This window comes from Streptomyces sp. NPDC014727, assembly GCF_043083485.1.
In the GTDB taxonomy this organism is placed as follows: Bacteria; Actinomycetota; Actinomycetes; order Streptomycetales; family Streptomycetaceae; genus Streptomyces.
Window position 1 is genome coordinate 307,551 of record NZ_JBIBYR010000004.1, and the last position, 13,626, is coordinate 321,176.

At 70.5% G+C, this 13,626-nt stretch carries 16 protein-coding genes and 1 pseudogene; 10 read left to right on the forward strand and 7 right to left on the reverse strand.

What is annotated here, in order from left to right; genetic code table 11:
* Positions 1 to 345 precede the first annotated feature (345 nt).
* From ACF1B9_RS09775 to ACF1B9_RS09810, 8 genes and pseudogenes are all read left to right on the forward strand, one after another.
* Positions 346 to 657 carry a hypothetical protein gene (locus ACF1B9_RS09775; RefSeq protein WP_391741208.1) on the forward strand — a complete coding sequence of 104 codons (312 nt, stop codon included), beginning with the start codon at positions 346 to 348 and terminating at the stop codon, positions 655 to 657.
* Positions 658 to 898: 241 nt separating this feature from the next.
* Entirely contained in the window at positions 899 to 2,074 is a 1,176-nt protein-coding gene (locus ACF1B9_RS09780; protein ID WP_391741206.1) for an acyl-CoA dehydrogenase family protein, read from the forward strand.
* Entirely contained in the window at positions 2,071 to 3,039 is a 969-nt protein-coding gene (locus ACF1B9_RS09785; protein ID WP_391741204.1) for a bifunctional MaoC family dehydratase N-terminal/OB-fold nucleic acid binding domain-containing protein, read from the forward strand. Before ACF1B9_RS09780 ends, ACF1B9_RS09785 begins: the two co-directional genes overlap by 4 nt.
* A 1-nt stretch (position 3,040) precedes the next feature.
* Positions 3,041 to 4,075, forward strand: coding sequence for an acyl-CoA dehydrogenase family protein (locus ACF1B9_RS09790; protein ID WP_391741203.1), 1,035 nt, complete (start codon positions 3,041 to 3,043; stop codon positions 4,073 to 4,075).
* Positions 4,072 to 4,467, forward strand: coding sequence for a MaoC family dehydratase (locus tag ACF1B9_RS09795; protein WP_391741201.1), 396 nt, complete (start codon positions 4,072 to 4,074; stop codon positions 4,465 to 4,467). Before ACF1B9_RS09790 ends, ACF1B9_RS09795 begins: the two co-directional genes overlap by 4 nt.
* On the forward strand, positions 4,464 to 5,630 hold the full coding sequence (locus ACF1B9_RS09800) for a lipid-transfer protein (protein ID WP_391741200.1): 1,167 nt from the start codon (positions 4,464 to 4,466) through the stop codon (positions 5,628 to 5,630). Before ACF1B9_RS09795 ends, ACF1B9_RS09800 begins: the two co-directional genes overlap by 4 nt.
* 207 nt (positions 5,631 to 5,837) lie before the next feature.
* Complete coding sequence (locus ACF1B9_RS09805; protein ID WP_351076182.1) at positions 5,838 to 6,443, forward strand: SigE family RNA polymerase sigma factor; 606 nt, start codon at positions 5,838 to 5,840, stop codon at positions 6,441 to 6,443.
* A 147-nt stretch (positions 6,444 to 6,590) separates the two neighbouring features.
* Positions 6,591 to 6,815, forward strand: a pseudogene (locus tag ACF1B9_RS09810) (fatty acid--CoA ligase); the annotation flags it as partial.
* A 221-nt stretch (positions 6,816 to 7,036) separates the two neighbouring features.
* Here ACF1B9_RS09810 and ACF1B9_RS09815 read toward each other — a convergent pair.
* A complete protein-coding gene (locus tag ACF1B9_RS09815; protein ID WP_391741198.1) occupies positions 7,037 to 7,513 on the reverse strand; it encodes a hypothetical protein in 477 nt (158 codons plus the stop codon).
* Complete coding sequence (locus tag ACF1B9_RS09820) at positions 7,510 to 7,947, reverse strand: ATP-binding protein (RefSeq protein WP_391741197.1); 438 nt, start codon at positions 7,945 to 7,947, stop codon at positions 7,510 to 7,512. The genes ACF1B9_RS09815 and ACF1B9_RS09820 overlap by 4 nt, the downstream gene beginning before the upstream one ends.
* Positions 7,948 to 8,188: 241 nt before the next feature.
* Here ACF1B9_RS09820 and ACF1B9_RS09825 point away from each other — a divergent pair, with 241 nt between their 5' ends.
* Both ACF1B9_RS09825 and ACF1B9_RS09830 read left to right on the forward strand, forming a co-directional pair.
* A complete protein-coding gene (locus ACF1B9_RS09825; RefSeq protein ID WP_391741195.1) occupies positions 8,189 to 9,052 on the forward strand; it encodes a DUF5753 domain-containing protein in 864 nt (287 codons plus the stop codon).
* The gene (locus tag ACF1B9_RS09830; protein WP_391741194.1) at positions 9,049 to 9,267 is read left to right on the forward strand and encodes a DUF397 domain-containing protein; all 219 of its coding nucleotides are present in this window, start codon (positions 9,049 to 9,051) and stop codon (positions 9,265 to 9,267) included. The genes ACF1B9_RS09825 and ACF1B9_RS09830 overlap by 4 nt, the downstream gene beginning before the upstream one ends.
* A gap of 76 nt (positions 9,268 to 9,343) precedes the next feature.
* Here ACF1B9_RS09830 and ACF1B9_RS09835 read toward each other — a convergent pair whose 3' ends face one another.
* From ACF1B9_RS09835 to ACF1B9_RS09855, 5 genes are all read right to left on the reverse strand, one after another.
* Positions 9,344 to 9,667, reverse strand: a complete 324-nt coding sequence (locus ACF1B9_RS09835; RefSeq protein WP_391741193.1) for a hypothetical protein — start codon at positions 9,665 to 9,667, stop codon at positions 9,344 to 9,346.
* Entirely contained in the window at positions 9,664 to 9,897 is a 234-nt protein-coding gene (locus tag ACF1B9_RS09840) for a hypothetical protein (RefSeq protein ID WP_391741192.1), read from the reverse strand. Before ACF1B9_RS09840 ends, ACF1B9_RS09835 begins: the two co-directional genes overlap by 4 nt.
* Positions 9,898 to 9,923: 26 nt before the next feature.
* Positions 9,924 to 10,853: an N-acetylmuramoyl-L-alanine amidase gene (locus tag ACF1B9_RS09845; RefSeq protein ID WP_391741191.1), complete on the reverse strand. Its 930-nt coding sequence runs from the start codon at positions 10,851 to 10,853 to the stop codon at positions 9,924 to 9,926.
* A gap of 70 nt (positions 10,854 to 10,923) precedes the next feature.
* Complete coding sequence (locus ACF1B9_RS09850; RefSeq protein WP_391741190.1) at positions 10,924 to 12,804, reverse strand: collagen-like protein; 1,881 nt, start codon at positions 12,802 to 12,804, stop codon at positions 10,924 to 10,926.
* Between the two features lie 12 nt (positions 12,805 to 12,816).
* Complete coding sequence (locus ACF1B9_RS09855) at positions 12,817 to 13,620, reverse strand: hypothetical protein (RefSeq protein ID WP_391741189.1); 804 nt, start codon at positions 13,618 to 13,620, stop codon at positions 12,817 to 12,819.
* Positions 13,621 to 13,626 lie beyond the last annotated feature (6 nt).

Here is a 13,626-nt window from a genome sequence, read left to right on the forward strand (position 1 = left end):
TCGTACGAACGTTCGAATATGGGAAGGGGGGCGGACAGGGGGCGGGTCAGGTGCCGGAGCGTTTCTCCTCCTGGGTGGTGCGGATCGGGCGGGCCGAAGGTCGTGCGGGTGGGGCCGGAGGGCGTGCGGGAGGGGCAGGAGGGGTGCGGGAGGGCGTTGAGCGGGACTTTGGGGGCGTGAGGGGGGTTTATCGGCCGTCCCTCATGCTTGCGGGGGAATCGGTTCGCCCGCGTGGTTCGCCGGGGATTCGGTGGGCAACTCTGGTGTCGCGACGTCGTGACCAACCGGGACGGTCGGCCAACTGGCCCGGAACAAGCCGTACTTTCGGTTCCTGGAGGAATTGACATGGCAAGCATCCGTACCGCTCGTGCCCTCGCCGCAGTTGCAGCCCTGCCGCTCGCCGCCGCGCTCTTCGGCGGCGTGGCCCAGGCCGACAACGGCTCGTTCGCGAACGACGGATCGAACGCGGCCGTCGCGACGGCCGCCGGCAGCGGCGTCGGTGGCAACAACTCCGGTATTTCGTCCACATCGCAGCAGCAGGCCGTCGGTTCCGGAGCGTCGAACAAGAGCATCTCCGCGCAGGTGAACGGATCGGCGTTCACCGCGATCGATCAGCACAGCGACAACGTCGTCGTGAACTTCACCAAGCTCTGGTGATCCGGGCCGGTCGTGGGTCGGTCGGGGGGCCGGGCCACGGCTGAGCAACAGCGGCCTGCGCGAGGGTGCTTCGGCGCCTTCACGCAGGCCGCTTCGCATGGCCCCGACAGTCGTGGTCTGGGCCTGGCGGTGGCCGCCCCGGAAATCGCGTCCTGGGTGTCGTCGACCTTGACAGCGCGCACGCATCTGACGGACAGTCAGAAATCCTGATCCGTACGCCCGTGTCCGGGAGGCAGCCGCCGTGCACCTCGCCCAGACGGAGCGTCAGCGACAGCTGCGCGCCGAACTCCGCACGTACTTCGGCAAGGTGATGCCCAGGAGGGACGCCGGGCCGGGGCCCGGATCCGAGGACCTGGCCGAGCAGCGCCGGCTTTTGCGCCGGATCGGCGCCGACGGGATGCTCGGACTCGGCTGGCCCGTCGAGTACGGCGGTCAGGGCCGCGGACCCGACGAACAGTTCGTCTTCTTCGACGAGGCATACCGGGCGGGGGCACCCGTCTCGATGGTCACCCTCAATACCGTCGGGCCGACTCTGATGAAGTACGGAACCGATGAGCAGAAGGCCTACTTCCTGCCCCGGATCCTCAGCGGCGACCTCGTCTTCGCCATCGGCTACAGCGAACCGGAGGCCGGCACCGACCTCGCGGCGCTGCGTACCCGGGCGGTGCGGGACGGCGACTCCTGGCTGATCGACGGACAGAAGATCTTCACCAGCAACGCGCAGAACGCGGACTGGATCTGGCTCGCCTGCCGTACGGACCCGGACGCACCGAAGCACCGGGGCATCTCGATCATTCTGGTCCCGACGGATGCCCCGGGTTTCGCCTGGACGCCGATCGAGACCGTGGGCGGGCTGACCACGACGTCCACCTACTACGACGGGATACGGGTGCCTCTCACCCATCTGGTCGGTGCGGAGAACGGCGGCTGGGGGCTGATCACCAACCAGCTGAACCATGAACGGGTGGCCCTCGCCGCGATCGGGATGCAGGCCGAGGACTTCTACGAGGCGGCACTCGACTTCGCCCGCACCCCCGACCCGGCGACGGGCCGGTGTCCCGCCGACGAGCCGTGGGTGCGGGCCCGGCTGGCCGAGGCGTACGCCCGGCTGGCGGCGACGCGCCTGCTCAACTGGCGCCTGGTGGGGGAGGTCGGCGCGGGTTCGCTGGCACCCGGCGAGGCGAGCGGAGTGAAGTTCGCGGGGACCGAGAGCGCCGTCGAGGTCTACCGGATCTGCCAGGAAGTCGTGGGGGAGGCCGGCACGGTCCGGGGCGGTTCGCCCGGTTGCTTCGGGGACGGGGAGCTGGAACGGATGAACAGGGCGGCGCAGATCAACACCTTTGGGGGCGGAGTGAGCGAGGTGCAGCGGGAGATCGTCGCGACGATGCGGCTCGGCATGAAGAGGGGCGCACGGTGACGGGCGTGCGGGACGGGCGGGAGGAACCGGGTCCACCGGGCGAGCCGGACCGGTTGTACGAGCGGCTCAAGGAGTTCGAGGGGCGGGCCGCCGCGACCGCCGGCGTCGGCAAGGACCCGGTCAACGAGCCGATGATCAGGCACTGGTGCGAGGCGATGGGGGACACCGACCCCGCCTACACAGGGCCGGAGGCGATCGCTCCGCCGACGATGCTGCAGGCGTGGACGATGGGCGGACTGTCGGGCCACACCGACCGCTCCCAGGCGTACGAGGAGCTGTTCGGCCTGCTCGACGGCGCCGGATACACCTCGGTGGTGGCGACCGACTGCGAGCAGGAGTACCTGCGGCCGTTGCGGCCCGGCGACCGGATCACGTTCGACGCGGTGATCGAGTCGGTCTCGCAGCGCAAGACGACCAAGCTGGGGACGGGCTACTTCGTGACGACGCGCATGGACGTCCGTGCGGCCGGGGCGCCCGCCGGGACGCACCGCTTCCGGATCCTCAAGTACGCCCCCGCCGGGGCGAAGCGCGCGGTGCCACGCGGCGGCCGGAGCCTGCGCCCGAGACCGGTGATCAACCGGGACAACGCCGGGTTCTGGCAGGGCGTCGCCGAGCACAGACTGCTGATCCAGCGGTGCGGCGCGTGCGCGACGCTGCGCTTTCCCTGGCTGCCCGGCTGCAACGCGTGCGGCTGCCAGGAATGGGACACGGTCGAGGCGAGCGGCGAGGGAACCGTCTTCAGCCATGTCGTGATGCATCACCCGTCCTTCCCCGCCTTCGGTGCCCATGAGGAGGGCGGGCCGTACGCGGTGGCGCTGATAGAGCTGGCCGAGGGCGTGCGGATGATCAGCAATGTGATCGGTGTGCCGTACGACAAGGTGCGGACGGGGATGCCGGTGCGGCTGGAATTCCTCCGCACGGACCCGGAGTTGGAACTTCCGGTCTTCCGGGGAGACGAGGGCTGACATGGACTTCGCACCCACCGAGGAGCAGACGGCGGCCCAGGGGCTGGCGGCACGGATCTTCGGGGATCTGTCGACGCACGAGCGCCTGGCCGGGGCAGGCACGGGGACGGACGCCGAGCTGTGGAAGGAGCTCTGCGCGGCCGGACTGACCGCCGCGGTCGAGGAGATCGGGCTCCTGGGCCTGGTACTCCTGCTGGAGGAACAGGGCCGGACGACGGCGCAGGTGCCGTTCGCGGCGAGCTGTGTCCATGGGCTGCTCGCCGTCGCCGGGCACGGCACGGACGAGCAGCGGGAGCGGCTGCTGCCTCCGCTGCGGGACGGCACGGCCGTCGCCACCGGGGCGTTCCCGGCGCGTGGCGGGCTCCGGACGGACGGCGAGGGGCGGCTGAGCGGCAGCGTGCCGTACGTGCCGTGGCTGCGGGACGCGGACCTCGTCCTCGTCGCGGACGCGGACCGGGCGCTGTGGATCGTACGGACCGACTCACGGGGGGTGGCGACCGAACCGGTGGAGACCACGGCTCCCTGGTCGGCGGCGCGGCTCGTGCTGGACCGGGCGTCCGGGGAGCGGCTCGGCGGCGCCGGGGCGTACGAGGCGGTGCTGGCGACGGGCCGGACCGCGTTCGCCGGGCTGCAGGCCGGGGTGTGCGCCGGATCGCTGGCCCGCGCCGTCGCCCACACGAACACCCGCGAGCAGTTCGGGCGCCCGCTCTCCACCAAGCAGGCGGTTCTGCTGCGCGCCGCCGACGCCCATATGGACACCGAGGCGATCCGGGTCACCGCGTACGAGGCCGCCTGGCGCCATGACGCGGGACTGCCGTACGGGCAGCAGGCGCTGACCGCGGCCTGGTGGGCGTCGGAGGCGGGGAAGCGGGTGGTGCACGCCGGACAGCATCTGCACGGCGGAACGGGCGCGGACCTCGACCACCCCGTGCACCGCCACTTCCTCTGGGGCCGTCAGCTCGACGCCCATCTGGGATGCGGCAGCGAAGTGCTTCAGGAACTCGGCCGGTCGCTGGTGAAGGAGGGATCGGAGTGAAGGTCGGTGAGGAGCTGGCGCCGCTGGAGATCGCGGTGACCCGCACCCTGATCGTGGCGGGCGCCATCGCCTCCCGCGACTACCAGGACGTGCACCATGACGCGGAGCTCGCCCGGGAGAAGGGGTCCCCGGACATCTTCATGAACATCCTGACGACCAACGGCCTGGTCGGCAGGTACGTGACCGACCGCCTCGGCCCGTCGGCCGTGCTCCGCAAGGTCGCCATCAGGCTGGGCGCGCCCAACCATCCCGGGGACACCATGGTCCTGAGCGGAACGGTCACCGCCCTCGGGGACGACGGGACGGCCGAGGTGAAGGTCGTCGGGACCAACGGTCTCGGCAGGCATGTCACCGGCACCGTGACCGTCGGCGTTCCTCAGGGGGCGGCATGAGCCTGCGCAGGGCCGACTCGCTCGGCGGCAGGGCGGCGGTCGTGGGGATCGGGGCGACCGAGTTCTCCAAGGACTCCGGGCGCAGTGAACTCGAACTGGCCGTCGAGGCGGTACGGGCCGCTCTGGACGACGCGGGGCTGACCCCGTCCGATGTCGACGGCCTGGTCACGTTCACCATGGACACCAGCCCCGAGATCACCGTCGCCCAGGCGGCCGGCATCGGCGAGCTGACGTTCTTCTCCCGCGTCCATTACGGAGGCGGCGCGGCCTGCGCCACCGTCCAGCAGGCGGCACTGGCCGTGGCGACCGGGGTGGCCGACGTCGTGGTCTGCTACCGGGCGTTCAACGAGCGCTCCGGGCGCAGGTTCGGCTCCGGGGTGCAGCGGCGGGAGCCCACGGCGGAGGGCGCGGCGCTCGGCTGGAACCTCCCCTTCGGGTTGCTCACGCCGGCCTCCTGGGTCGCCATGGCCGCCCAGCGCTATCTGCACACCCATGGGCTGACGCCGGACGCCTTCGGCCATGTCGCGGTCACCGGCCGCCGCCATGCCGCCCGTAACCCCGCGGCGTACTTCCACGGGAAGCCGATCACCCTGGCCGACCACGCCGCGTCGCGGTGGATCGTCGAACCCCTGCGGCTGCTCGACTGCTGTCAGGAGACCGATGGCGGGCAGGCGATCGTCGTCACCGGCGTGGAGAGGGCCCGGGATCTGCCGCAGCCGCCCGCCGTGATCGTGGCCGCCGCCCAGGGGGCCGGACGGGCGCAGGAGCAGATGACCAGCTTCTACCGGGACGATCTGACCGGCCTGCCGGAGATGGGGGTGGTCGCCCGGCAGCTCTGGCGGAACTCCGGCCTCTCCCCCGCCGACATCGATGTGGGCATCCTCTACGACCACTTCACGCCGTTCGTCCTGATGCAGCTGGAGGAGTTCGGCTTCTGCGCGCCGGGTGAGGCCGCCGACTTCGTGGCGTCCGGCGCGCTGCCGCTGAACACGCACGGCGGCCAGCTGGGGGAGGCGTATCTGCACGGGATGAACGGCATCGCGGAGGGGGTCCGGCAGATCCGGGGCACGTCGGTGAACCAGCTGTCCGGGGCGGCCAGAACGCTGGTCACGGCAGGCACCGGCGTACCCACCTCGGGTCTGATACTGGGCGTGGACGACTGAGCGCGGGCGGCCGGCTGCGCGTTCGCCGCCCGAGCGCGGGCGGCGACGCCGGCCCGACGCGGCATCGGGGGGCCGACCCTGAGCCCTGACGACGAGGACTCCACCTACAGGAGGTGGAGCAGGCCCCACCCCTACACCCTGAGGCGGACGCAGTTTCGGGACCTGGGGCCGATCCACGCGGCGGCGCCCGCTTCTAGCGTGGAAGCCATGACCACGCCAGTCTGCACGGGCACCTCCGGGGGAGCTGCCGCCATCGGACACGTCCAGCACGGCTCGTACGCCGCACACAGCCCGTACGCCTCGTTGGCTCAGCACGCCCGGTATCCGTCGTTCTCCTCGTACGTACGGGCCCGAGGGCCCGTACTGCTGCGTGCCGCCCGCTCGCTCACCGCGAACCCCAGCGATGCCGAGGACCTGCTGCAGACCGCGCTCACCAAGACGTACGTCGCCTGGGAACGGATCGAGGACCACCGCGCGCTCGACGGCTATGTCCGCCGGGCGCTGCTGAACACCCGGACCTCGCAGTGGCGCAAGCGCAAGGTCGACGAGTTCGCCTGCGACGAACTGCCCGAGCAGGAGGCCGCGCCGGCACCCGACCCGGCCGAGCACCAGACGCTGCACGACGCGATGTGGCGGGCCGTGCTGAAGCTCCCGGACCGGCAGCGGGCGATGGTGGTCCTGCGGTACTACGAGGACCTCAGCGAGGCCCAGACGGCCGAGGTGCTCGGGGTGTCGGTCGGCACCGTGAAGAGCGCGGTGTCGCGGGCGCTCGGCAAGCTGAGGGAGGATCCGGAGCTGGCTCCGGTGCGGTGATCCCGGACGGACGGCGGGGTGCCCGCGCGGGACCGGCCCCGGCGAACGACACCGATTCGTACCCCGAGACCTAGTGACGTACCACCTGGTATGTGCGCAGAATCAGCGGAACCCCTACTGCCGCGTAGCGCCCACCGGGAGGACGCCGTGCTGAGCACCATGCAGGACGTACCGCTGACTGTCACCCGCATCCTCGAACACGGGATGACCATCCACGGGAAGTCGCAGGTCACGACCTGGACAGGCGAGCCCGAGCCGCAGCGGCGCAGCTTCGCCGAGATCGGCCGTCGTGCCGCGCAGCTCGCGCACGCGCTGCGCGACGAACTCGGTGTCGACGGCGACCAGCGCATAAGCACCCTCATGTGGAACAACATCCCTAATGCACTCGGCGGGGCGAAGTAGGTAAACGCGCAGGTCAGGCGGTGGCAGCAGGTGCACGGCGGCCCCGGTCCCGCTTCAAGCGGGCCGGGGCCGTTCGGTTCGGGCCAAGGATCGGAACGGGCCTGCGGTATCGGCGGCGCCGGCCGATAGGCTCGAATACAAACGGGCCCCGGGGTCTACTCCACTCCGGGGCCCGTTCTCATGTCTGGGGGTCAGTACGGCCGGCGCGCTCTCGTCGTCCCCCACCGCACCATTCCGTCGCGCACGCACTCGTCGAGGTACGCGGCCATGTCCGCTTGCGTACGGCCCGCCGGCGCCGGCCTGAACGACAGCAGCAGCCGCACGTCGGCGCCCTCCGCGACGACCTGCTGCCACGCGCATGACACACCAGGGATGCGGTACACCCACCGGTCGTCGCCGTAGTCGAGAGACGCGACGCCCCGATGCAGGGACAACCGGGGTCCGATGAACCGCGGCTGCTCGTCGACCGGCCCCAGGTGCAGGCAGACGGCGAGGGCGCGCATACCGGCCTCGACCGTTTCGACGGTCTCGTGCGCCAACCGTGGCGGGGTGTGCGTGAGCAAGAGCTGCGCCACGGTGCCGGCCTCCGTGTGGTGTAACCCGCTCGACACCGTCACGTCGGAGATGAATCCGGGCCCCGGCGTGATGTCCACGCGAGGAACGGTCACGGCTTCACCTCCGCCCATACGAATTTCCCCAACGGGCGTTCACCGGTCCCCCATTCGGCGAGGGCCTCGACGATGAACAGGCCGCGCCCCCGTCCGCGTTCGTCGCTCTCGGGTTTCATCGCCGGTGTGCGCCTTCGGGTGTCGTGAACCTCGACGCGGGTACGGCGCTCGGTTGCGTCGAGGACCAGCAACAGGGAGTCGCCCGGTTCGGTGCCGTACCGAACCGCGTTGGTCACTAACTCGGAGACTACGAGGGCGACATCGTCCGTGTGGTCCGGGTCGGTGTCCGGCAGGTGGTACTCGACGAACTCACGTGCGTAGTCGCGGGCGGCCTTCGGCGACTCGTCCGCCTTGGCGAGCATGAGCTGCGGCGGGGGGCCCGCCGATGGTTGACAACAGGGCCGTTCGAACTGCTTCGGAAGCATGGTCACCATGCAGATCCCATCGAGACGGGGCCTGTCCGGCGCAGAGTTTCGTTACGCCGGGCGGGGCGAAATCGAGTTTCGTGCCCCTAGGTTGCTCCCCCAACTATCATCCACGCAAGCGAACTCAGACCTTCATGAGAATTTGCATATGCCGCAGCAAGGTAGTGCGATAAAGGGGGGATCCCAGGTGACAGGGCCCGAACCCGCACGGCAGACTGTCAAGCAAGGCACCGACCAGGGAGGGGAGACAGTGAGCGCGCCAACCGTCCGGCGGCGCCGACTCGGCGCAAAACTGCGCGGGTTGCGTGGCGAAATGAACCTCGAAGAGGTCGCGGAGCAGTCCGGCGGAGCCTTCACCCTGTCCAAGCTGAGCCGGCTGGAGACTGCCAAGAGCGCAGCCAAGCAAGCAGATGTCGGCGCGCTGCTGGAGCTGTACGTACAGCTCGGGCGCAAAGTTGACGACGAACTGCGCGCGGCTCTGCTGACCCTGACCAAAGAGGGTGCGCAACGGGGTTGGTGGCACTCGTACCGGGGCGTCCTCACCCCCGTGTATGAGGACCTGATCTCTCTTGAAGCGGAAGCGACCGGAGTATCTACGTGGCAACTCGGCGCGGTCCCGGGGCTGCTGCATACAGCGGAGTACGCCCGGGCGATCATCCGTGCGACGGCCATGTCGGACGCGGTCGAGGCCAAAGTCGACGCCCTGGTCGAGGTACGTCTCGCTCGGCAGGCCGTGCTCACCCGCGAGGAACCCCTGACGCTGTGGGCGATCATCGCCGAGGGCGCCCTGCGGACAAAGGGCGTCGGGGAAGCTGTGATGGATGAGCAGCTTGGACGGTTGTTGTCCATGGGGAAGCGACCGAACGTGAACATTCAAGTCCTGCGGTCGGATGCGCCGTTGCACGTCGGACAACTCGGGTCGTTCAACGTCCTGTCGTTCGGTGATCACCCAGACCTCGACGTCGTCCATACGGAGAACCTGACCTCGGCCGTGTACGTCGAGGAGCGCGACCAGGTGGCCATCTACCGGGATGCCGTCCAAAGACTCACCTCTGCCGCCGAGTCGGTCGAGGCGTCCGCACAACTGATCGCAGAGATAAGGAAATCCCTATGAACCACATTGACGACGCCTCCACCCTGGCCGTGTCCTGGTGGAAGTCGTCCCGCTCCGACACGGGGGCGCAGTGCGTCGAGTGCGGCATCGTCGACGCAGGCGAGCAGGTTGTCGCGGTGCGGGACAGCAAGGAACCGACGGGGCCGGCGCTGCTGTTCTCGTACGCCGCTCTCGACGGCCTGGTCGGCGCCCTGCGGCGCGGCGAGTTGCAGTGAGCCCCTGTCTCCGGACATGACGAAAGCGGCCCGCCCCCGGGATGTGGGGGCGGGCCGCTGTGCTGCTCGGGGTCGGTCAGTCGTCGAGGGTGCGCCGGGTACGTTCGTCGACGCGGTCGACGGCGTCGCGCAGGCTCCCCCCTGAGTTCGGGTGCAGTTCGTGCTCGACGCTGGCGAGCTGCTGCTCGATCGCCTCCAGTCGGGTCATGACACCCGCGCGCCCGGGGACGCCGGGGCGGGGCGGGGTGCCCTGCCAGTCGTCGGCGAGATCGCCGAGTCGGTCGGCGAGGCGCCGCGCGCCCCTGGTCGCCCGGTAGAGCAAGCCGAGGACGCCCCCGACGGCGGCGACGACGCCACACCAGACGACGGCGAGGTCGACGCCGGGAAATCCAGTGCTCACGTTCTCGGGGTCTCCTCGTCAACCAGGCCCAGGCCGACGCGGTCGAGCAGGGCCTCGACGCCGGGCAGGGCCATCACTCGGGCGAGGCCACCCGCGACGGCGAGGGCGCCGGCAACCCACGGGAGGGATGCCGGGACGCCGGACGCGTCGACGATGGCGGGCAGGACGACGGCGAGGCCGACGGCGCCCTGAATGACGGTGCGGATGGTCCGCTTAGCAGCAGGGGACACGGGTGGTTCTCCTTCGGTTGGGGGGATCACTTGGCGTGGGCGGTGCGGTGCAGGTACGCCCACCCCTTCGCACCGATGGCCGGGTCGTAGCTCTTTCCGGCGCTGCGGTAGGACGGGTGGGCGTCGTGGAAGCGGGCGACCGCGGCCTGCGTCTGCGGGCCGTAGTTGTCGGCTTCCTTGACGCTCTGCGGCATGAATCCGCAGGTCTTGAGCACGCGCTGCAACGGCTTCGCGGACGGCTTGGCCTTGCCCGGGGCGAGGCCGGCCGGGAACGCCGGCGGGGTGTACGGCTTCGGCGTCGACGGCTTGCTCGGCGTCGACGGCTTGCTCGGCGCCTTCTCGTCGAGCAGCTCGGCGACGCGGGCCCGGATGCGCGCCATGGTGAGGGCGGGCCCGCCCTTCTTGCCGATCGGGCCGCGGGGGTCAACCTTGCCCGGCTGCCACTCCGAGTGTCCGATGACGGACGCGGCGCCCCATCCGTGCGCGCGGCAGATACCGGCGGCGGTCCGGGCGATGGCCTCGACCTGCGCCTCGGGCCAGGGGTCGGAGTTGTCGCCCATGTTGATGCACTCGAACCCGTAAAACCTGCTGTTCCCGTCGGTGTTGGCCTCGTTGTCGGTCGGCAGGGCGCGCTCGGCGATGACGGCGGCGAGCACGTCACTGTCGCCCGATCCGGCGTGATTCGCGCGGCCGTACCCGACCAGGTGCACGCGGCCGGCCTTGTCGATCACGCCGTGACACAGAGGGCCCGGAAGGGTGCTGTACCCGTCGCGGCAGATGGCGACCGAGTGGTCGGTGCCCGACGTCACGGTGTGGTGAATCATGACGCCGTGAATGGGGCCCCATGCGCCGTGGCCGGCCCGGTTGTGGGTGCGCCACGATCCGACCTCGACGACGTCGACGCCCTCGCCGCGCAGGGCGGACAGGAACGCGGCGGCGGTGAGCGGTGTTGCCATGGTGGGTGTCTCCAGACATGAAAAAACGCCCTCGGCGGCGGCCGGGGCGTACGGGGGGAAGTTGGAAGGGTCAGACCATGGCGAGAGCCATGATGGCCGGGTCTAGGCCGACCTCGCCCACGGCCTGATTCACGGTCGCGGGCAGTGACGTTTGGCTGTTCAGGCACCATGCGCGCTGGAACGTCGTCCCCATGTAGAAGTTGGCGGGGGCGCTGGGGCTCTCGTTCTGTACGTGCATGTAGTAGAAATCCGTGGCGGCGCCGGCGGACATGAGGAACGCGGCCCAGTAGCGGCCCGGGGCGAGCGTCGCCGTGGCGGTCAACGCGATTGGGACGGCGCCGATGTGGTTGTTGAGGGCTCCCGGCGCGGTCCCGGTAAGCTGCCCGGCTTCCGGGACGCTCGACACCAGGCCGGACGTCGCAACGCGGGATCCCGCTTCGTTGTAGATCCCGACGTAGAACCGTGCGGCTGGGACGACGGTGGAGCCGGCCCACCCGCGGGCGAAGATCACGACGCGGTTTACCTGTGTGCTCTCCGTGATGTTGACGCCGGACATGTAGAGCCGCTGGATTACCGCGGCTTTCGCCCCGCCGGTCGGGTTCGAGACGTGCGCGGGGTCGACCGACCATGCGGCAAATCCGAGGGCCTGCGGGGTCCAGACGTTGCGCGGCGTGGTGGTCGGGAGCTGCGCGGCCGGGATCCGGGTGGACGCGTCCAGACTCGCAACGCCGTTCGCGGCGGCCTTGGCCGTGGTGGCGATGGCTCCCACCTGCGCGGCGGTGTGCGTGTGGGTCGAGGCCGCGGCGCCTACCTCGGCGGCGGTGTGGGTGTGCCCGGTCGCCGATGCCCCGACGTCTGCGGCGGCGAGGACCACGTCGCCCGTCTTCGTGTTGACGGACGTAACGGCGCCTCCGCCGGATGATGCTGGGAGCTGTGCGGCCGGGACCTTCCCGGTTCCGTCGAGCTGCGCGACGCCCCCGGCGGCCCCGGCGGCGGTCGTGGGGATGGCTCCGACGTCTGCGGCGGCGAGGACGACGGCGGCGACGCTCTGCCCGTTGACGGACTGCACGACGCCCGGGGCCCCGGGGGCGCCGGTCGCTCCCTGGTCGCCCTTGACGCCGGCCGGGCCCTGGTCGCCCTTGGCGCCGGCGATACCCTGGTCGCCCTTCGCGCCGGCCGGGCCCTGGTCGCCCTTGACGCCGGCGACGCCCTGGTCGCCCTTCGGGCCCTTGATGTTCCCGACGACGTTTCCCCATCCGGTCGCGCCTCGCTGCCAGATGTCGCCCGTGTCGGTGCGCAGCAGCAGGTCGCCCGGCTTGGTGCTCGACGACGGGGTGCTCGTCGTGTTCACGTACCAGGCTGCGCCCCGGACGTCTCCGCCGAACTGCGCCCACGCGCCGGCGGTCTTCTGCCACGTCGACACGGTCGTGCTCGTGACGCTGAGGAATACCGACGTCTCGTATCGCACGTACAGGTCTCCGTCGACGCCGAGGGCGGCGGCGGGGGCGTCGGCGCCGCTGTAAATCCGGCTGCCCGGGGCGCCGGTCGCTCCTGTGTCGCCCTTGGGGCCCTCGACGGGGATGTAATTGGGCTTGCTCGGGTCGGTCGGCGCGATGTCGGCGAGGTCGACGGTGGGGAACTCCGCCGGTAGCAGGATGTTGTACGACCGGTTCGAGGGGACGCCGGCGAGCTGCTCGGTAACCGTGTACGACCAGCCGGTCGGGTCCATGTCGGGGGCGTCGGTGGCGGGCAGGACGACGGGGCCCCCGTCGACTTCGAGCTGTCCGGATGCGTTGAGCGTGGCGACAACGGGGCCGCCGAGGATCACGTCGGAGTCGGGGAAGGTGAGGACGGCCGGGGCGCGGAACGTCACGCTTCCCGTGAGGGGTCGGCCGTTCGGCGCAAGGTATCGCCCGGTGACGGTGACGGTGGGGATGTTCTCGGGCAGCACGCGCGGGTCTCCTTACTCGTCGACGCGGCGCAGGCCGGGCTCGACGGGGCTTTCGGTGGTGGTGGCGAGGTCGTCCTCGAACGCGGCCGGTGCGGCGGCGACGGTGGCCTTACGGGTGGGCATGGTGGGGGCCTCGCCCGTCGTAAAGGTGTTGCGGGTGTACGCGTTGAACATGCGCGTCTCAATGGCGCCGGTAGATGCGCTGTTGCGGTGCTCGATCTGAAACAGGACGTGGTCGCCCCATTCGGCTCCGTGGAGCGGCTGCGTGAATGACTTGTTCACCCATGTGTTGGCGGGCAGGGTCCACGTTGCGAGGGTCTGCGCGGTGCCGCTGGGAGGGACATAGTTGATCCGCACCTGTCCGCCGGCGCTGGCGATGCTGGAGAAGTCGAGGACGGCGACGGCGTTCTGCGCGGGCATACGGCCGATCCATGCGAACTGCCATGACGTCGTCGACTGCATGGCGAAATTGGCGGTCGGGTACATGGGGAACGGGATCCACGGGCGGCCGAGGAAACGGTCGCTGTAGGAGTCATCCATCATCAGGATTCGGTCGGGCGCGTCGCGGTCGCGGGACCATACGCGGATCATCTGTATGTCTTCGTTGACGTCGTCACCCACGGTGAGGGCGGCCGTTCCGTCCTCGCGGCCGATGCCGACGCCCCAGTCGCCTTGCGGGGTCTGACCGACGACGAACGTGCGCGTTCCGCCGGGAGTTTGGGCGATGAGCTGCCCGCCCTCGCCGATGGTGATGTCTCCGTGCAGGATCTTGTCGAGGGCCGGCCGCATCTGCGAACGGCCGGTCAGTTCGCGCACCTGCCG